Genomic DNA, 19,110 nt, shown 5'->3' with positions numbered 1-19,110 from the left:
CAACAGGCGCAGGCCATGAACCTCCTCGACCGCTCCATCACGCTGCCCGGCTTTCGCGCCGTGCAGTTGCGCGGCCTGGGTGCGCTGGCTTCGCGACTGTATGCCTACCTGTCGGGCTTCCTGGCCGTCTTTCTGATGGCGGCGTATGTCTCGCCCGCGGAGTTCGGCGAGTACTCGATCTACCAGTCGGTGCTGGAAGCGGCGCTGGTGGTGGGAACGCTGGGCAGTTCGCTCCTGTTCTCGCGCGAAGCCGCCAGCGTGCCGCCGGGCGTGCGCCGGGGCGACGTGCTGCGCACCCTGGCCATCGGCATTCCGCTGGCCACGCTGCTGATCGTGCTGATCCTGAAGGTTCAGCACCTGCCGGTGGCGGGCGCGCCCTTTGTGCTGATGGTGTCCACGCTGGCGGTGTTCTCGTTCATCAGCCTGCGCCTTTCCTACAGCCGGGGGCTGGGCTATGCGGGGCTGCTCAACCTGGAGACGGGCATCCGCTCGAGCATTCTGGTGCTGGGCATCGCGGCGCTCATCGTGCTGGGGTTCGAGCTGGGTGCCTGGCAGCTGCTGCTCATCAACCTGTTGGCCTTTTTGCTCGTGGGCGCGGCCAGCATGCGCACGGGCTGGGCTGCGGGTCCGCCGCGCGGCCGGCCGGCGCTGCGCCTGCAGTCGCAGGGCGGCGCCACCGTTTATTCGCTGCTGATGTTCCTGCTTCGCAAGTCGGACCTGCTCGTGATCGCCTTCTTCATGCCGCTCGGATACGTGGGCGCTTTCAAGGTCGCGTTTCTGCTGGCGGAAGCACCGTCGCAGTTCGTGCAGGCGTTTCTCTATACGAAGACGCGCGCCATGCTGGGTGCCGAGGCCGGCAAGCTCGATGCGTCGACGCTGCAGCTGGCCAAGCAATCGTTCTTGCTGGGCTGCGTGCTCTTTGCCGGCCTGGCCGCGCTGATCACGGTGGCCGCGCCGCTGCTGAAGGTGGGGCACGAGGCGCTGGAGATCTTTCTGTGCATTGCGCCGTACTTCCTGCTGCGCACCTACACGATCCACCACGAGATGCTGCTGGCGCTCAAGAGCCCGGTGGCCGCACTCGGCGGCTGGGCATTGCTCGAAGTGGCGCTGCGGCTTGTGTCCTACGGCGTGGTGGTGTCGGTTTTTCCCGGCAAGCCGCACTACGTTTTCTTCATCGCCTTCTTCACCGACTTTCTTCTCTACGAAGTGCGCATGCGCGCGCTGTTCGGCTTCTACCCGATCGTGCGGCTGGTCCGCGGTTCCTTTGAAAGGGCATCGTGAAAATTCTGCTTTACTCGATGAACTTCGCGCCCGAGCTGGTCGGCATTGGCAAGTACTCGGGCGAGATGGCGCAGTGGCTGCATGCAAAGGGCCACGACGTACGCGTGATCGCATCGCCGCCCTTCTTTCCGAACTGGGCGCCGTTCGAGGGGTATTCGGCCTGGGCCTACCGCAAGACCGATTGGAACGGCATCACGGTCTGGCGCGCGCCGACCTGGATACCCGCGCGCCCGCGGGCGCTCGCGCGCCTGGCGCATCTGTTCTCGTTCATGGTGTCGAGCTTGCCCTTGCTCCTCGCGCAGATCCGCTGGAAGCCGGATCTGGTCTTCGTGGTCGAGCCGCCCCTTTTCTGCGCGCCGTCCGTGCTCTTCTTCTCGCGGATGATCGGCATCAAGTCGTGGCTGCACATCCAGGACTACGAGGTGGACGCCGCCTTTGGCATGGGCCTGGTGCGCGGCGCGCGGGTGCGGCGCTTCGCGCTCTCGGTCGAGCGCTGGCTGCTCGGCCGGTTCAACCGCGTATCGACCATCTCGGCCGCCATGCTCGACAAGGCAAAAGACAAGGGCATCGACGAAAGCCGGCTGGTACTGCTGCCCAACTGGGTGGATGTGCGCTCGATCTTTCCGCAACCCGCCGGTGCATCGGATGCGAGCGGCACCACCGGCTACCGGAGCATGCTCGGTATTCCAGCCGACGAGGTGGTGGTGCTCTATGCGGGCAGCCTGGGCGCCAAGCAGGGCATCGAGCTGCTGGCCGATGCGGCGCACCGCCTGGTTGCAGCGGCGCATATCCATTTCGTCTTCTGCGGCAACGGCCCGAGCCGCGAGCCGCTGAAGGCTGCCTGCGCAAACCTGCCGCGCGTTCACTTCATCGACCTGCAGCCTGCCGAGAGGCTCAACGATCTGCTGGGCATGGCGGACATCCACGTGCTGCCGCAGCGCGCCGACGCCGCGGACCTGGTGATGCCTTCGAAGCTGGCCGGCATGCTCGCGAGCGGCAAGGCCGTGATTGTGACGGCCCATGCGGGCACCGAGCTGAGCAACGTGGTGTCCGGCCGCGGCATGGTGGTTGCCCCCGGCGACGCGGACGCACTGGCCGACGCCATCGCGCAGCTTGCGATGTCTCGCCCGCAACGCGAAGCGATGGGCGCGGCCGCCCGTTCGTTCGCGGAAACAGAGCTGGACCGCAACGCCATTCTTCAGCGCCTGGAGCGCGAGCTGATGCGCTGCGTGGCCGAGCCGCTCGCGGTTCCCGCCCCTACCGGATCCAGGCCATGACTTCTTCAAAGCTGCCTGCAAAGGCTCCCAAATTGCCGGCCCCGGAGGGCCGGCGTATCTCGATGCAAACGTGAAACCTCCTCCAACCCTAACAACTCTCTAGGAACCTTCATGTCCGACACCGCGCCTCACTCTTCCGACTCCCCTGACTCCGCTCGGGCGTCCGAGCGCCGCACGGTTTATCCGTCCGGCGTCTGTCCTCCGGCCGAACCGCTGTGGCCGCATTTCCTGACGGGGCAGGAAGACGCCCCGGTTCGCGTGCTGCTCGTCGACGACGACGAGTTCATGCGCCGCGTGATTGCCCAGGAGCTGCTGTCGGACATGCGCATCCAGCTGGAGGCGCAGGCCGGCAGCGTGCGCGACGGCCGCCGCCTGCTGGCGACCCATGAATTCGACGTGCTGATGGTCGACCTCCGGCTCGGCGACGGATCGGGCTTCGAGCTCATTCGCGAGGCGCGCAAGCTGCATCGCTACTGCGAAATCATCGTCATCTCGGCCATGGAAGACGACGCCCATGTGATGCATGCCTTCGAGCTTGGCGCCACGGGCTACCTGCTCAAGCACGCCTGGCTGCAGAGCTTTGCGCAGGCCGTGCTGCAGGTGGTGAACGGCGGCGCGGCCATCACGCCCAAGCTGGCGCGCCGGCTGCTGACACGCATGAACCAGCACACCAGCGAGCCGCCCCCGGTAGAAGCACCGCAGCAGCGCGAGGTAACGCTGACGACGCGCGAGCGCGAAGTGCTCCGCTGCGTGGCGCGCGGCTGCGTATCGAAGGAGATCAGCATGAGGCTCGGAATCTCGGGGCAGACGGTCAACGCCCACATCAAGAACATCTACAAGAAGCTGCAGGTGCATTCGCGCGCGCAGGCGGTGAGCTTCGCCACCAACACCGGGCAGCTCTGAGCGAGCCGGCCTTCAGCTTTCATCAAGGACGTTGTCATGAACACCCCCACCATCCATCCCGTCGTGCTCTGCGGAGGCAGCGGCACTCGCCTGTGGCCACTCTCGCGCAAGACGCTTCCCAAGCAGTTCGCACCGCTGATCGGCGACAAGAGCCTGCTGCAGATGACGCTGGAGCGCCTGTGCAGCCTGAACAGCAACATCACCTGCATCGCATCGGAAGACCACCGCTTCCTGGTGCGCGAGGCCGTCGAGAAAGCCGGTGCAATCGGGCGGCAGATCCTGGAGCCGATGGCGCGCAACACTGCGGCAGCCATGGCGGCGGCGGCACTGCTCGCCAACAAGGACGACCTGCTTCTGTTCGCCCCCTCCGACCACCACATTCCCGACACGCCGCTGTTCGCCGAGACGATAAGGCGCGGCGTCGACGCGGCGTTGGCCGGGCACATCGTGACCTTCGGTGTGATGCCCTCTTTCGCGAGCACCGCCTATGGCTACATCGAAGCCGGCGCCGTGTCGGCCGACGGCTGCAGCCGGGCCGTGGTGCGCTTCGTCGAAAAGCCCACGGCGTCGGTGGCCGAATCGCTGATCCTGCACGGCGGCTACAGCTGGAACGCGGGCATCTTCCTGGTGCAGGCAAGTACGCTGATTGCGGCGTTGAACGCCCATGCGCCCGACATCCTGCTGGCCTGCCAGCGTGCGACAGCCGGTGTTTCGAGCGAAGGCAGCTTCGACCGCCTGGACCCCGAGGCCTTCCAGGCCTGCCGCAGCGACAGCATCGACTATGCGGTGCTCGAAAAGCAGCAGAACATTGCCGTGGTGAAGTTCGAAGGCGCCTGGAGCGACGTGGGAAGCTGGAACGCGGTGGCCACGCTGCATCCGGAAGACGGCACCGGCAACCGCCTGAGCGGCCAGGCCAGGACGCTGCGTGCGCGCAATACCTTCATTCATGCGCCGCACCGGCCGGTGGTGGCCCTGGGCACCGAGGACCTGATCATCGTGGACACGCCCGACGCTGTGCTGGTGGCGAAGGCGGATTGCGCCGAGCAGGTCGGCGAGGTGGTGCGCATGCTCGCGCAGCAAGGCCAGGCCGAGGCGACCGAACACCGGCGCGTGGTGCGGCCCTGGGGCGCCTACGACAGGCTCGACTTCGGCGACCGCTTCCAGGTGAAGCGCCTCACCGTGAATCCGGGCGCCAAGCTGTCGCTGCAAATGCACCACCACCGCGCCGAGCATTGGATTGTGGTGCGCGGCACGGCCAAGGCCACCTGCGACGGCCAGGTCAGCCTGGTGCGGGAGAACGAATCCATCTACCTGCCCTCGGGCGCGATCCACCGGCTCGAGAACCCGGGCAAGACCATGCTCGAAGTGATCGAGGTGCAGACCGGCAGCTACCTGGGCGAGGACGACATCGTGCGCTTCGACGACACTTACGGCCGCTGCGCCTCCGTCAGGGCGCAGCCCGAAACGGCGACGGCGATGCCGCCCGAAGCGCTGGCTGCAAGCGCCAGCGCGAGTGCGGGTGCACAGCTGGCGGCACACCCCTGACATGCGCGGCAACAACGCCACCGGAGGACGGGGCTGTTGCCATCACGTAGCATCCGGCCCATGAGCTACACAGTGAACCTGATCGACTTTCCCGATGCACCGGCCGAAGTCATTTCCGCGGCGGAGTCGCGCTTCCGGCGCGAACTCGACAAGCTGCTGGGCGACGGCGTGACGCAGGCCTTGAAGGCCTTCGAAAACGCCAGCGAGTCGAGTGCCGACGAGCTGACGAAAGACGAGATCGCGCTGGCCGCAAACTGGGCCAAGGCCTACGAAGCCGCCAAGACCGCGGGCTTTCGCGCGCTAGGCGAGGCCGACGAAGCGTATTTCGAAGTCCGGCCGGACTGACGGCCGAGGCAGCCACCCCGTTTCAGGCAGGCCCTTCATGACGAAGCGTTGGCCTGCCCTGATCTTGACGGCCGCAGCCCTGCTCGCGGGCTGCACCGCGCCGCCCGCGAGACCTCCCGTCGCCTCGGCTCCGGCCGCCAGTGCGGTGCAATGGCAGTACGTGCGCTCGACCTCGTACGAGGCCGGGCAGCCCGGCCTGGGCGTCAGCCACCGGTACCAAAGCAACGTGGGCTGGGTCGACGTCTACGTGTACGGCATGAAGCGCAGCGACTGGGCCGCCGGCGTCGCCGACCCGGAGTTCGACGAGCACTTCAAGGCCGCGGTGGAAGAGGTCCGGCTTGCGGGCGCGCGAGGCGTCTATGCCAAGGTGGAAGTCGGCCCGGTGCGCGATGAGCTGATCGACGGGCAGGCCTTCCGGCGCGTGAGCTTTCGCGTGCTGCACGCCCAGAGCCAGAAGACCTACGAGTCGTTCACCTTTCTGACGGGGCGCAACGGCCGGTTGCTGAAATACCGCATGTCCTTCGTCACGCCGGCGCCGGCCAATCTGGATGCCATTGCCCGCGAATTCATCGAGCGCAACCTGCGCAGCGGGCCGGACATGCCACGGGCCATGCACCCTCTCCTCAGCATTTGAGACGGCGCAAATATACTGTACGTTCATACAGTGTTTCCTCTAGAATTACTCGTCTCCCAGAGCAACATTCGAGGCGACACCATGACCACCGCCAGCCCGCCAGCGCCTTCTGCGCGGATCCTGTTTTTTTCGCCGCTGAGGCGCTTGCAGCCGCGCCCGCATGCGGGCCGCATTTCGACCTGGCCTTTTCGCATGGTCTCCGACAAGGAGCGCGGCGACGGCAAGGACATCCGCCTGCAGGCGGCCCGCGTCATCCGCACCACGGCCGAAGAGTGGTGGCCTGAGTCCTAGTGATTTGCAACGGCCGCGCAGGCCGTCATTCAGGGCGCATCGTCGCCCAGCATGTCCTGCGCATCGTCATCGAAGCCCGCAATGGGCTGCGCCTTTGCAAGCGCCAGCCACACGCCGAACGGAATGCGCTCGAACGCGCGGTGCACGGCCGCGCGCGCCACCACCAGCCGTTCGCCTTCTAGCACCAGCACGCCGCACTCCTGCGGAATTTCGTCGGGCGACGCAATGCAGCGGCCGCGCGCGTCGTTGCCCAGCACGTACCAGCACTCGCCACCCAGGTCGAGATAGGCGGCGCGCTTGTCGGGCTTGCGCAGGTCGCCCAGCAAGTCGGCGCGGCTCACCTTCACCTCGTGCACGATGGGGTGCGCATAAGCTTCCACGCTGGTATTGCGGATCGAAAACACATCGGGCTTTGCAATGCACCAGCGCGGCTTGCCGCCCTCTTCGAGCGGTGGCAGGCGCGCCCGCAGGCCGAGGCCGCGCCACGCGATGCGGCCGCCGCGCGTCATTTCGCGTGCCACGCGCTCGACCAATGCCTCGTGCGGTGAGAGCGCCGCGCGGTTGATGGTGAGCGTGGTGGCAATGCGTGCAATGCCGGCGTCGGTGACGCGCAAGGTCTCGTGGCCGTGCGGCGTGCGAACGCGCTCGAGAAATCCGCCCGCCAGCAGTTCGACCTCGATGGTGTCGCAGCAGGGCCAGCCGGCCGAGCGATAGATTTCACGCAGCCGCCGCGCGTGCGCCTTTCCGAAAGGCACCTCGCCGGTTTTCTGCATGGGCGGCGGCGGATCGATCACCGGCGGCGGAAAGCCGGGGTCGGTGAACGGCGGCTCCGCGGGCGGTGGATCGCCTTCCGGCGGCGGCCCGGGCTGCGGTGGCGGCGGCATGGGAATGGGTACATCGGGCGCAGGCGGCGGCGGACCGATCGGCAAGGCCACGACGGGATCAAGTGCAAGTGCGGACATGGAAGAAGCAGGTTAGCGAAAAGTGGCCGGTTGCGCGAGCCATGGAACGATCGGTTGCATCCGCGCCGTCAATGAAAATCGCGGCTGGTGTTGCTCTGCGCCAGCCGCCCCATGAGCGGCGTCAGGTCCTTGAAGCCCGTGGCGATCAGGTGCTGCACCTTGCCGCCGGTCTCGTCGTCGCGCTGCCAGGTGCCCTGCACCGCAAGCAGGTGCGACTTGAGCAGCGGCTCGCGCCAGGCTTCGATGACATGGCTCCAGACGATGACGTTGACATTGCCGGTCTCGTCCTCGAGCGTGACGAAGATGGTGCCATTGGCGGTGCCCGGGCGCTGCCGCCCCTTGACGATGCCGCAGGCGCGCGCGGTCTGGCCGCTGGGCAGGCTGCGCAGTTCTTCGGCGCTCATGAGCTTCATGCGTGCGAGGCGCGGGCGCAGCAAGGCGAGCGGATGGCGCCGCAGCGTGAGGCCGAGCGCCGCGTAGTCGCCGACGATTTCCTCGCCCTCGGGTGCCGCGGGCAGCTGCAGGACCTGTTCATTGATCGGCACGCCCTTGAGCAAGGCCGGCGAGCGGCCACCCATGCCGCGGGTGGCGGTGGCATCCCACACCTGCTGGCGACGATGCCCCGAAAGAGACATCAGCGCATCGGCAGCGGCCAGTGCGGCCATGTCCTTGCCGTCGAGTTCGGCGCGCAGGGCGAGGTCTTCGGTGCTGGTGAAGGGCGCTTGCGCGCGCGCTTCGAGCAGGCGCTTGGCGCCCTCCTTGCTGAGGCTCGAAACCCGGTTCAGCCCGAGGCGCACCGCGGGCTGGTTCTCGTTGCCGAGGCGATTGGCGTAGCGCGCATCGGTGCCCGGCGGCATGCGCGGTGCATCGGGGCTGCGGGCCTCGAGCGTGGTGTCGATGTTGCTGCACGCGACATCGACCGGCCGCACTTCCACGCCATGCCGCCGCGCGTCCTGCACAAGCTGCGAGGGGCTGTAGAAGCCCATGGGCTGCGAATCGAGCAGCGCCGCGAGGAAGCAGGCAGGCTCGTAGTTCTTGAGCCAGCTGCTCACAGTGACCAGCAGCGCAAAGCTGGCGGCATGGCTTTCGGGAAAACCGTAGTCGCCAAAGCCGAGGATCTGCTTGAAGATGGCTTCGGCGAAAGACTCCTTGTAGCCGTTGTCGACCATGCCCTTCACGAGCTTCTCGTGGAACTTCTCGAGGCCGCCCTTGCGCTTCCATGCGGCCATGGCGCGCCTCAACTGATCGGCCTCGTCGGCGGTGAACTTGGCCGCGATCATGGCGATCTGCATCACCTGCTCCTGGAAGATCGGCACGCCGAGCGTGCGTCCGAGTGCTTCTTTCAGCTCTTCCTTCTCGTAGTGGATCGCCAAGCCCTTGGCCAACCGCTCGCGCTGCTTGAGGTAGGGATGCACCATGCCGCCCTGTATGGGCCCGGGCCGCACGATGGCGACCTCGATCACCAGGTCTTCGTAGCAGCGCGGCTTCAGGCGCGGCAGCATCGACATCTGCGCCCGGCTCTCGATCTGGAACACGCCGATGGTGTCGGCGTCGCAGATCATGTCGAACACCTTCTGGTCGTCGTTCGGAATCTGGTGCATCTCCACCATCGAGCCACGCCAACGGTTCATGTGGTCGAGCCCGCGTCGTATCGCGCTGAGCATGCCGAGCGCGAGCACGTCGACCTTGAGCATGCCCATGGCTTCGAGGTCGTCCTTCTCCCACTGGATGACGGAGCGGTCTTTCATCGATGCCTTCTCGACCGGCACCAGCCGCGTGAGCTTGGTGTGCGTGAGCACAAAGCCGCCCACGTGCTGGCTCAGGTGGCGCGGAAAGCCCTTGAGGCGCTGCGTCATCTCGATCCATTGCACCAGCTTGAGTTCGTCTTCCTGCACGCCGACGCGCGCGGCCGCCTTGAACAGTTGCTCGCCCAGCACGGTGTCGTCGAACCAGTAGTGGTCTTTTGCAAACTCGTCGATCAGGCGCTCGTCGATTCCGATGGCCTTGCCCACGTCGCGCAAGGCGCTGCGTGCGCGGTAGCAGATGACGACGGCCGCAATGGCTGCGCGCTCGCGGCCGTACTTTTCGTAGATGTACTGGATGACCTCTTCGCGCCGCTGGTGCTCGAAGTCGACATCGATGTCGGGCGGCTCATTGCGATGCCGGCTCAGGAATCGCTCGAACAGCAGGTGGCCTTTTTCAGGGCTGACCGCGGTAATGCCCAGGCAGTAGCAGACGACCGAGTTGGCCGAGGAACCGCGCCCCTGGCAAAGAATGTGCTGCGAGCGCGCAAAGCGCACGATGTCTTCCACCGTGAGAAAGAACATCTCGTACTTCAGTTCGACGATCAGCGCGAGTTCCTTTTCGACCTGCTCGCGCACCTTGTCGGGGATGCCCCCGGGAAAGCGGACCGCCGCGCCCTCCCAGGTCTTGCGCACCAGCGTCTGCACGGGCGTCTCGTGGTTGCCCACGGTTTCGAGCGGGTACTTGTAGGTCTCGCGGATCACATTGGGATCGAACCGGCAGCGCTCGGCCACCACCAGCGTGTTCGACAGCATTTCGGAGAGATACAGCTCGGCCAGCCGCACCCGCTGCCGCAGATGCCGCTCGGCATTCGACTGCAGCGCAAAGCCGCATTCGGCCACGGTCTTGCCTTGGCGCACGGCCGTGAGCACGTCGTGCAGCGGCTTGGCCGAGCGCGCATGCATGTGCACGTCGCCGGCCGCCACCAGCGGCACGCCCGTGTGCTCGCCCGCCTGCATCAGCGTGACGAACCACAGGTCGTCGTCGAGCTCGTTGAGCATTTCCACCGCCAGCCACAGGTTTTCTCCATAGAACGCCTTGGCGGCCAGCAGGTCTTCATGCAGCGAGGCGACGTCCATGGCACCGCCCGGCGCCCTGTGCGGCACAAAAAGAACCTGGCAGTGCTGCAGCGAAGCCACGTCGCTCTCGTCCCAGCTCACGCGGTATTCGCCCTTGGGCAGCTCGGTGTTGCGCGCGGCGGTGATGAACTCGCACAGGTTGCCCCAGCCTTCGGTGTCGTTGGCGATGACCACGAGCCTGAAGCGCTCGAAGCGGAACTCGCTGCCGAACAGCAGCCGGAAATCGGGGTTGCGCGGAAGCGGCGGCTCGTCAGGATGGTCGCGCTCGTGTTCTTCCAATTTGGCCGGCAGATCGCGCAAGCAGACGTGCGCGCGCACGATGCCGGCCACCGAGCATTCGTCGGTAATGGCCAGTGCCGTGTAGCCGAGCTGGTAGGCGCGCTCGACCATCTCCTCTGGCGTCGAGGCGCCACGCTGGAAGCTGAAGTTGGTCAGGCAATGCAGCTCGGCATAGTCGGGCAGCGTGGGCGGCGGCTTCTTGCGCAAGGGCAACGGCAGCGCATGCACCTTGGCGGAGTTGCGTCCGCGCAGCTGCTTTTCGCTCAGGTCAGGCATAGAACCCCTGCAGGTACCAGCGCACTTCGCCCTGGGAAAAGCGTGCGGAGAGCCGCTCGCGAAAGATCCACACCAGTCCGGCTTCGGGGCTTTCCGCCACGTAGTAGTCGCGCATGGCCGGCTGGCCGCCGTCTTCCTTGCCGCCCCACCAGCCGGCTTCGACGCGCTGCGGCCCGATCAGTTTGCTGAGGGGGCCGCGGTAGCACGGGCGCTCGCCGTCCATCTCGAGCAGCAGCGGCTCGGGCAAGAGCCACGGCGGGTAGAGCTCATCGGGCTGCGAAGCCGCGGCCTTCGCCTTTGCAGTTTCCCTGGCTTCCTTGCGGGTGCCCGGCAGCGCAGTGTCTTTCTGCAGCGCGGGCCGCCAGGCCTGCTTGCGCTCGGGCCGGTGATCGGCCTGCGCCACGGGCACCACCACCTGCTGCGGCCCGAGCCGCACGCTGAGCCGCTCGACCATTTCATGCAGCTTGTCGCCCTTGCGGTTGTCTTCGGGCAGAAAGCTGGTGCTGGCGCCGGCCCATGGATCGGTTTCGAGTGTGCGCAGGCGCAGCCAGCTTGCGGGCGCCGCAAGCGTGGTGAGGGCGAGCTTTTCGGAAAGCAGGCGGCGCAGGTGCGCCATGTCCTGCGTGGGCTCGGCCGTGCGCACGGCGACTTGCTGGTGCGGCGGCAGGTTCACGCCGTTGAAGCGCTTGAGGTCGAGCGTCCATTGCAGCTCGAGCGCGCGCGCGCCGCGCTGGCGGGCACGCAGCCAGAACTGCAGCGCCGTGAGCAGCCGGTTGGCCGACCACATCAGCTCGGGTGCGGTTTCGGCCAGCGCGGGCAGCTCGAGCTTCTGCTCGAACACGTCGGGCAGCGTGAGCCAGCTGTGGCTTTCGGGGCGCAGGCCCCAAGCCACGTCGAGCGCCTCGCGCAGCGCCGCGCCAAAGCGCCGCGTGAGGCCGCCGCGCGGCAAGGCCGCCACGTCGCCCCAGGTGCGGCAGCCCAGGCGCGCCAGCAGATCGAGGTGTTCGCGCGCGGCGCTCAGCGTGTCCAGCGGGAGGCCGGCGGGAATGTCCTTGGGCCGGCTCTCTTCGCGCTCGAACAGGCGCAGCCGGGCCAGTGCGATGAGGCTGGTGGCACCCTGCGCGCCGCGCATCACGGCGTCGGGCGCGGGGTTCTCGTGGGCCAGCTGGCGCATCAGCGACGAGCGCCCGCCCCACAGGCGCTCGCAGGCCGAAACCTCGAGCATCAGCGCCTCGTCTTGCCAGGCGACGTGCGGCGTGTATTGCAGCGCCCACCAGCCTAGCGCCTCGGGCGTGGGCAGGGGCTGCGCTTCGTCAGGCGAATCGGATTCAAGCGACCACCGCAATGCGATCCAGTGCACTGGGGCCTCCCTTCCATGCGTCGATGCGCACCACCGTGGCCGTGGCCGACGTTGCCGCTTCGCCGGCCGGCGCCGTGCCCTGCTGCTGCAGCCGCAGCTTGCGGCGCAACCGGGCGGCCGCCAGCAATGCGGCCATGCGCTCGTTGCGTGCGGGCAGCATCACCGGCGCGGCCAAGGGCGGCCCCCGGCGCTTGAGAATGCGCAGTTCGATCTGCGAGCTGTCGGCCTCGCAGCTTTCCACCTGAAGCCGAAGCCGCGCCGGCGACGCACCCTGCGCGGCCGATTCGGGCCGGCACACGAAGAGCAGCACGTCATGCTGGGCGGCGGCCAGTTGCAGCCGCCGCAGCTCGCCCACCCGGGCCTGCGGCAGCCAGGCCAGCACGGCCGACACATCCGCACAGCGCAGCGCCTGCTCGCAGGCCCACAGGCGCGAAGCCGGCGCGTCGCTCCGGACCCACATCAGCGCTTCCACCGGCAAGCCCTGCGCCGCCAGAGACGGCCCGCAGGGTTCATAGGGCGCGCCGATCAGCACCACCGGCCCGCCGCGCGCCTGGACGGCCTGCGCCAAGGCGGGCAGCAGCAGCCGCCAGACATGGGCTTCCGGCGCGGTTTGCAGCAACTCCGTCATGGCGCCTACAGGCCAGCCGCCACCCGGCAGCTCGGCGTCGAGCGCGGCGTGGCCGGTGGCGACGACCTGCGCGTCGGCAAGGCCGAGCTCGTCGGCATGCCAGACGCCACGGCCCGCGGCGGCGGAAAAGGAGTTGAGGAAAGGAAGGCCCATGATGCAATCGTTAACTGTATTTTTATACAGTATTCCATGCGCCGCAACCGGGGCAGGACAAATAGCGATTTACCCAAAGCGCCTTGCCTCTTAAGATGGCCGAACAAACAATTTGTGACCATGCAATACAAAAAGATTCATTTGCTGGCTTCGGCCTTTGCCGCCCTCCTCCTTGCGGTACAGCCTGCGGCGCAGGCCCAAACCAAGCCGCTCCTGATCGGCCAGACCTATGTGCAGACGGGCCCGCTGGCAACGCTGTCGACCGAGCCGCTGGTCGGCATTCGCGCGCTGTTCACCGCAGTGAATGCGAACGGCGGCGTGAACGGCCGGCCCATCGAGCTGCGCCAGCTCGACGATGCCTACGACCCCGCCAAGGGCGCCGAGAACGTGAAGACTTTCGTGAAGGACGGCGCCGTGGGCATCCTGATGCCGATCGGCACGTCGTCGGCGGTGGGCGCCTTGAAGGCAGCCAACGAACTCAAGATTCCGGTCGTAGGCTCGTACACGGGTGCGGCGCCGGTGGTGAAACCGTCCGAATACGGCTTTCCGGTGCGCATCAGCTTCGACGAGGAATACAGCCGCATCGTGAACCACCTGTTCACCATCGGCCTCTCGCGCATCGCCTTCGCGCACAACGACAACCCGGGCGCGCGCTCGGCGATGGAGAGCACGCAAAAATTCATTGCCGAGCGCGGCGAAAAAATGGTCGGCAGCGTGTCGATCAAAAATGACGGCTCGGACGCAGCCGAACGCGCGGCGGAACTGGTCAAGCTCAAGCCCAAGGCCGTGGTGCTGTCGGCCACGAACGACGTGGCGGCCAAGTTCATCACGGCTTACCGCGCGGCGGGCGGCGAAACGGCTTTCTATTCGTTCTCTTTCCTGAACGGCCAGAAGCTGTTCCAGGACATCAAGAAGGACGCAGCCGGCGTGGTCATTTCGCAGGTCGTGCCGTACCCATGGAACACGGCAATGCCGATGATTGCCGAGTACCAGGCGTCCATGAAGAAGATCGGCGCGACGGAGTTCAGCTACGCCAGCCTCGAGGGCTATGTGGCGGCCAAGGTGATGGTCGAGGGCCTGAAGCGAGCGGGTTCGAACCCGACGGCCGATTCGCTGCACAAGGGTCTCGAATCGTTCAAGACGCTGGACATCGGCGGGATTGCTGTGTCTTACCGGCCGGGGGAGCACCGTGGGCTGACCTTCTCTGAGCTTTCGATGCTGAAGGCTGACGGGCGCTATTTGCGCTGAGTTTGTACGTGTTGGGGGGCGAATCGTTCAGGGCGAGTGCAAAGGCCACCGGGTACTCCCCTCCGCGAATGTCCCCCGGCCTGCGGCCTCCTCCTTTATTTCGCTGCGCGGAGCACCCGATGCCCTGTGCACTGGGACACGCTGCTGGTGCACCGCTGATCAACGACCGCTCTGAATCACGCTCCCGTCGATAAACAACATAGGTCGCGCCTGCATCAGAGATGCAAGCACGGTCTTTGAAACTGGTTTTTGTGTAGCGCGCTAGAGCAGCGCTATCCGGCCGGTGGCGGCGAGTGCAAGATGGGCAGCGTCTGAAATCTGCTCGAACAGAACGCGGCGGCGAACGTGAGGACGCAGGGGAAGATGGACCTGTAGGTCTGGATCGCGGAGAGCTAGACCGTGCGGTTGCTTTGGTCAAAGCCTCGAAGGTATGTCGTAGGACCTGTGCCGTAGGCGAAATAACTTTCTCGGGCGAGGTCGGAGACCTCGCGGCGGCCGCGAACGCTCGCCCACGTTTTGCAATGGGGAACGCATCTCATGCCTGGGTCCTCTCAATGAGGCGCGTTTCTATGGGCCCGTGTTCCTGCATGCGCCGATGGTCGGTCGAGCTTGCATCCCGTCCAAGAACCTCTAGGCACGAGTGAAATCTTGTTAATCGCCTAACTTGAAAGCTGGCTGGAGGGCGATTCTTTGACACCAAATATCAGATTCAACATGTACGCGTCCAGCAGCTCATTGGAGCCGGTGTTAAACAGTGCATCCAAATGCGGTTCCTGAACAATCTTCAAAACAAGGGATCGGGCAAACTCATCACATGTGCGAGCAACGTCTACAAGACTCGCTATCACACCTGCCGTGAGAATGTCACCGTGCACGATCTTTGACCGCACACCGTACGCTTTCTTCACGTCCTTAAAAAACCCAAGCCTCTTGTTCGGATCATCCGAAAGGAGAAATGCAATTCGCTCCGACAATTGATGGGAGAGTTCAGAAGCTGAAGTACTTAGTAGTGCCTCGAAGAACGAGCAGTAGTTCGCAACCTTCTGGCCAAGATCATCCGAAGACCTCGCTTGCTGGAGGAACTTCATCCCGCGATCCAGCCGCGCGATGGATTTTCTGAAGACCGTGTGAGCGGGAAAATTCTGCTGCGTGACGCCCTGAAACGATGTCGCGTGAAGCTTGCAAATCTCCGCGAGCAGGCCCTCGTCAACCTTGATGGACTTTCGGCCGCCGGAGTGATCTGTGTATTGCAGTGCAAGTGAGTTGCTATGGACGTGCGGAGTTTCTTGGCCAAATGAAAATGCAAGCTCACAGTTCGCGCTGTTGTCTTTCTTGAGCCATGCGGCCGTTAGAAATGCCTGCACTTCGCGCAGAAAATTGATCACCTCCACCGAGGCCTGAGAAATATCTGGTAGATCATCTACCCGATAGAGCACCACGCTCCCGCCTGTGAGCGGCTTAGCTTCTAGAGAGCCGATGGTCACTATGTGACTGGTCTGGAGAAAGCGGGCAACGTGGCCCGGATTGTTGGTAACAAAAAGGCCATTCTTTATTGCCACAGGGCTCTTGAGCATTGAGTCGATCTGAAAGTCAATCAACGCTGTTGCAAACGCATATCTCATTCGAGGCTCCGTAGATGCGAGTTTTCTGTCGTTGCTCAGATCACTGGAAATTCAAGAGGTACCCCTTCCCTTGGCGAGCATCGCCAACGTCCCCTTCTGGTGTGTTTCGGTCACGCAGCCCGAGCACTCCACTCGCCAGCGTTGTTACGAGCAATGCAGCCTCGCGTGGGTGCTCATTGTGGCAGCCAAGCCGATACAACCGTTTCAAGGCTCCTTGGGCCTGAGGCGGAAGACGGCTGCGCGGATCTGCCAATGGCCGCTAAGCCCAAAGTAGCCCCAACGAGCGCCCAGCCAAGCCTCTGGCGCAAAATTTGATTCGTGACGCCACTCACGAACACCCCACACCTCCCCATCACCCGCGCCCGGCTGCTCAGGCTCGGCGCCGCACTCTGCGCCGGTGCCGCGCTCCCCTCCTTCGCACAGCAACAAGGCAGGCCTGCGATGACCATGAACACCCGCCCTATTCCTTCCACCCAGGAGGCCCTGCCGGTTGTCGGCTGCGGCACCTGGATCGGGTTCGACCAGCGCCCCGGTACCGAGGAATACAAGCGCCTGCCGGGTGTGCTCGACGCCCTCTTTGCCGCGGGTGGCAAGGTGATCGACAGTTCGCCGATGTACGGGCGCTCTGAGGAAACCACCGGCGAACTGCTGGCCTCATCGAAGCAGCGCGAGAACAAGGCTTTTCTTGCGACGAAGGTCTGGACATCGGGCCGCGATGCCGGCATTGCGCAGATGGAGCAGTCTTTCGCGCGGCTGCGCACCGAGCGCATGGACCTGATGCAAGTGCACAACCTGATGGACTGGAAAACCCATCTGGCCACGCTGCGCGGCTGGAAAGAGAAAGGCCGCGTGCGCTACATCGGCATTACGCACTACACCGCCTCTGCCTACGACGAGGTCGAAGCGGTGCTGCGCGCCGAGAAGCTCGACTTTTTGCAGATCAACTATTCGATCGACGCGCGTGAAGCCGAGCAGCGACTGCTGCCGCTCGCAGCCGAGCGCGGGGTGGCGGTAGTCGTCAACATGCCCTTCGGCGGCGGCGGCCTCCTGCGCCGGCTGCGGGACAAGCCGCTGCCTGCGTGGGCCGGCGAGATCGGCTGCACAAGCTGGGCGCAGGTGCTGCTGAAGTTCGTGCTGAGCCACCCGGCGGTGACCTGCACCATTCCCGGCACCAGCCGCGCCGAGCACATGGCCGACAACGCCGCGGCCGGCGCGGGCTCGTTTCCGGATGCGGCGTTCTGGCGCAGCAACGCGCGCTCGATCGGGCTCTGAGCCGCAACCGCGGCGGCTATTCGAACTTGACGTTGTGCTGCCGCACGGTGGAGCCGAAGGCGTCGTATTGCGCGCGGAAGAACTCGGTAAACTTTGCGGGGCTCATGCCGTAGCCCTCGAAGCCCTGCTGCACCAGTTGCGCATGCACGTCCGGGCGCTTCAGCGTGTTCTGCAGTTCCTGCGACAGCTTGGCGGTAATGGCGGGCGGCAACCCCGGCGGTCCGAAAAAGCCGGCCCAGGGCGTGATGGTGAGCTTGCCCAGGCCCAGCTCACTGCCCGTAGGCACGTCGGGCAGCAAGGCGCTGCGCTGCGGCAGCAGCGTGACCAGCGCGCGAATGCGCCCCTCTTTCACGAAGCCCGGGGCCAACGTGCCGGTGGTGAACATCATGTGGATCTGGCCGCCGAGCAGGTCGGTCATGGCTTGCATGTCGCCCTTGTAGCGCGCGTTCACCACCTTGCGCTCGCCCAGCAGCTGCAGCATGGCCAACTCCGAGGCGCTGTTGCTCGACGCCGAGTTGTAGGCGCCGGGCTTGGCCGCGACCAGGGCCAGCAACTCGTTCACGCTCTTCGCCGGCAGGCTCGAAGGCACCACCAGGAACATCGAGAACTGGCCGGCCGAGCTGATCGGCGTGAAGGCCTTGAACGGGTCGTAGGGCGGCGTGGGGCGCAGCGTGGGCGCCGCCACCATGGCGGTGTTGGTGCCCATCAGCAGCGTGTAGCCATCCGGCTTTGCAGACGACGTGGCCTGCGCCGCGAGCACGCCGTCGGCGCCGGGCCGGTTCTCCACGATCACCTGCTGGCCGAGCTGCTTCGACAGCCCCTCCGCGATGATGCGCGTGAGCGCGTCGGCACCGCCGCCGGGTGCGAAGCCCACGATCAAGCGCAGCGGCTTGTCCGGATAGGTCTCGGCGCTCCACGCCGCCGCGCCGGGCAGCATGGCCAGCGAACCACCGGCGGCCAGGGCCGCCAGCGTCAGGTTTCTGCGTCGCATTTCTTGCTCCTTGTTCAGAAGAGATGCCGCACGCCGAGCTCCCAGCCCGACGAGCGGCGGCCACCGGCCGGTGCCACGCCGCCACTGACGACATAGCGCGCCTGGCCGCTGTTCATGAGCCGCGCGTAGGTGCCGTAGAGCGCGGTGCGTTTGGAGAGGTTGTGCACATAGCCGATGCCGAACTGCCGCGCGTCGTCGCGGTTGCGCGGCATGCCGTTGGCATTGCGCAGGCTCTCGTCGCTGCGGTCGTCCAGGTAGGCGTAGCTCACGCGGATGCGGCCGACCTCGAAGGCCGGAATGTGCGCGCCGATCTCGGTGGTGTTCTTGCGAACCGTGCCGGCGGCGAGCTTCACCGTTACCTTGTTGTAGAGCGCGAAGAACTTCGCAAACCCCGCGTCCCACGTGCCGCCGATATTGGCGTGCGTGTAGTTGCCGATGGTGGCGGTCGCGTCGTAGTGGGTGCGCGTCACGGCGGCGGCAATGTCGAATGCCCCCGAGGCGAATCCGAAGCGCGCACCGGCAAAGTTGCCATCGTCGCGGTTGGGCGCGGTGGAATCGTTCTCGCCCGTGCCGATCATCGCCATGCCGTAGAAGCCGCCGAGCCCGGCCGGCAACCAGTAGCTCACCGTGTTGCTGCCCGTGATGGCCGAAGGGAGCGGCCCTGTGCCCGAGCCCGCGAACGTGAGGTTGCCCGCGCGCGCCACGCCGTTGGCGTTGAAGGGATCGAAGTAGATGCTGTTGTAGTGCGTGGGAATGAAGTCGCGGCCCAGGCGCAGCTCGCCAATCTTGTCGTGCGACAGGCTCACGAAGGACATGCGGTCGAAGGTGATCGGCCCCGCCACGCCCGCGCCGCTCGTCTGGTTGTTGCTGTTGCTCGCGCGGCCGGTACCGGTGTCGGGGTTCAGGCTGCCCTCGAGCCAGAAGCCCGCGCGCAAGCCGCCGCCCAGGTCTTCGGTGCCGCGAAATCCGAGCCGGCTCGTTGAAAGCCCACCGTTCGATAGCGCCTTGACCGAGCCGCCGCCATCGCCGTTGGTGTACTGGATACCGAGGTCCATCACGCCGAACACGGTCACCGTGGATTGCGCATGCGCGGCGCCGCTGCTCGCAAGCCCCAGCGCTGACCACATCAAAATCTTCTTCATGGTTTTCTTGTCTCCTGCT

General features: G+C 65.7%; 16 protein-coding genes. 9 read left to right on the top strand and 7 right to left on the bottom strand.

All coding sequences use genetic code 11. The features are described from left to right. The first annotated feature begins 15 nt into the window (after positions 1–15). The 7 genes from V9L20_RS09495 to V9L20_RS09465 all read left to right on the top strand — a co-directional run bounded on the left by V9L20_RS09495 (position 16) and on the right by V9L20_RS09465 (position 6,276). Positions 16–1,281, top strand: coding sequence for a lipopolysaccharide biosynthesis protein (locus V9L20_RS09495; protein WP_337296398.1), 1,266 nt, complete (start codon positions 16–18; stop codon positions 1,279–1,281). Further along, a complete protein-coding gene (locus V9L20_RS09490) occupies positions 1,278–2,558 on the top strand; it encodes a glycosyltransferase WbuB (protein ID WP_337296397.1) in 1,281 nt (426 codons plus the stop codon). Before V9L20_RS09495 ends, V9L20_RS09490 begins: the two co-directional genes overlap by 4 nt. A gap of 111 nt (positions 2,559–2,669) precedes the next feature. Then, entirely contained in the window at positions 2,670–3,461 is a 792-nt protein-coding gene (locus V9L20_RS09485) for a response regulator transcription factor (protein ID WP_337296396.1), read from the top strand. A 36-nt stretch (positions 3,462–3,497) separates the two neighbouring features. Then, positions 3,498–5,006, top strand: coding sequence for a mannose-1-phosphate guanylyltransferase/mannose-6-phosphate isomerase (locus V9L20_RS09480; RefSeq protein WP_337296395.1), 1,509 nt, complete (start codon positions 3,498–3,500; stop codon positions 5,004–5,006). Between the two features lie 60 nt (positions 5,007–5,066). Continuing rightward, a complete protein-coding gene (locus V9L20_RS09475; RefSeq protein WP_281148485.1) occupies positions 5,067–5,351 on the top strand; it encodes a hypothetical protein in 285 nt (94 codons plus the stop codon). Between the two features lie 37 nt (positions 5,352–5,388). Continuing rightward, positions 5,389–5,985: a hypothetical protein gene (locus V9L20_RS09470; RefSeq protein ID WP_258507331.1), complete on the top strand. Its 597-nt coding sequence runs from the start codon at positions 5,389–5,391 to the stop codon at positions 5,983–5,985. Between the two features lie 81 nt (positions 5,986–6,066). After that, on the top strand, positions 6,067–6,276 hold the full coding sequence (locus tag V9L20_RS09465) for a hypothetical protein (protein ID WP_337296394.1): 210 nt from the start codon (positions 6,067–6,069) through the stop codon (positions 6,274–6,276). Between the two features lie 29 nt (positions 6,277–6,305). On the opposite strand, the gene V9L20_RS09460 is transcribed toward V9L20_RS09465, so the two are convergent. The 4 genes from V9L20_RS09460 to imuA all read right to left on the bottom strand — a co-directional run bounded on the left by V9L20_RS09460 (position 6,306) and on the right by imuA (position 12,816). Next, positions 6,306–7,238, bottom strand: coding sequence for a hypothetical protein (locus tag V9L20_RS09460; RefSeq protein WP_337296393.1), 933 nt, complete (start codon positions 7,236–7,238; stop codon positions 6,306–6,308). A gap of 68 nt (positions 7,239–7,306) precedes the next feature. After that, positions 7,307–10,675 (bottom strand): error-prone DNA polymerase, encoded by a 3,369-nt coding sequence (locus V9L20_RS09455; protein ID WP_337296392.1) that lies wholly within the window; start codon positions 10,673–10,675, stop codon positions 7,307–7,309. Continuing rightward, positions 10,668–12,035 carry a Y-family DNA polymerase gene (locus tag V9L20_RS09450; protein ID WP_337296391.1) on the bottom strand — a complete coding sequence of 456 codons (1,368 nt, stop codon included), beginning with the start codon at positions 12,033–12,035 and terminating at the stop codon, positions 10,668–10,670. The genes V9L20_RS09455 and V9L20_RS09450 overlap by 8 nt, the downstream gene beginning before the upstream one ends. Continuing rightward, entirely contained in the window at positions 12,004–12,816 is an 813-nt protein-coding gene (imuA, locus tag V9L20_RS09445; protein WP_337296390.1) for a translesion DNA synthesis-associated protein ImuA, read from the bottom strand. The genes V9L20_RS09450 and imuA overlap by 32 nt, the downstream gene beginning before the upstream one ends. A 120-nt stretch (positions 12,817–12,936) precedes the next feature. On the opposite strand from imuA, the gene V9L20_RS09440 reads away from it, so the two are divergent. Then, positions 12,937–14,064, top strand: coding sequence for an ABC transporter substrate-binding protein (locus V9L20_RS09440; RefSeq protein WP_337296389.1), 1,128 nt, complete (start codon positions 12,937–12,939; stop codon positions 14,062–14,064). A 659-nt stretch (positions 14,065–14,723) separates the two neighbouring features. Here V9L20_RS09440 and V9L20_RS09435 read toward each other — a convergent pair. After that, positions 14,724–15,686 carry a hypothetical protein gene (locus tag V9L20_RS09435; RefSeq protein ID WP_337296388.1) on the bottom strand — a complete coding sequence of 321 codons (963 nt, stop codon included), beginning with the start codon at positions 15,684–15,686 and terminating at the stop codon, positions 14,724–14,726. Between the two features lie 351 nt (positions 15,687–16,037). Between V9L20_RS09435 and V9L20_RS09430 the strand changes: the two genes are divergently transcribed. After that, a complete protein-coding gene (locus tag V9L20_RS09430) occupies positions 16,038–16,958 on the top strand; it encodes an aldo/keto reductase (RefSeq protein ID WP_443098560.1) in 921 nt (306 codons plus the stop codon). 16 nt (positions 16,959–16,974) lie between these two features. Here the strand turns inward: V9L20_RS09430 and V9L20_RS09425 are convergent, their stop codons facing one another. Both V9L20_RS09425 and V9L20_RS09420 read right to left on the bottom strand, forming a co-directional pair. Continuing rightward, the gene (locus tag V9L20_RS09425; RefSeq protein WP_337296386.1) at positions 16,975–17,949 is read right to left on the bottom strand and encodes a Bug family tripartite tricarboxylate transporter substrate binding protein; all 975 of its coding nucleotides are present in this window, start codon (positions 17,947–17,949) and stop codon (positions 16,975–16,977) included. 14 nt (positions 17,950–17,963) lie between these two features. After that, positions 17,964–19,091: a porin gene (locus V9L20_RS09420; RefSeq protein WP_337296385.1), complete on the bottom strand. Its 1,128-nt coding sequence runs from the start codon at positions 19,089–19,091 to the stop codon at positions 17,964–17,966. Positions 19,092–19,110: the final 19 nt, after the last annotated feature.

Source organism: Variovorax sp. CCNWLW225 (assembly GCF_037204045.1).
Classification (GTDB): Bacteria; Pseudomonadota; Gammaproteobacteria; order Burkholderiales; family Burkholderiaceae_C; genus Variovorax.
This window is presented reverse-complemented; position numbering and strand designations above follow the sequence as displayed.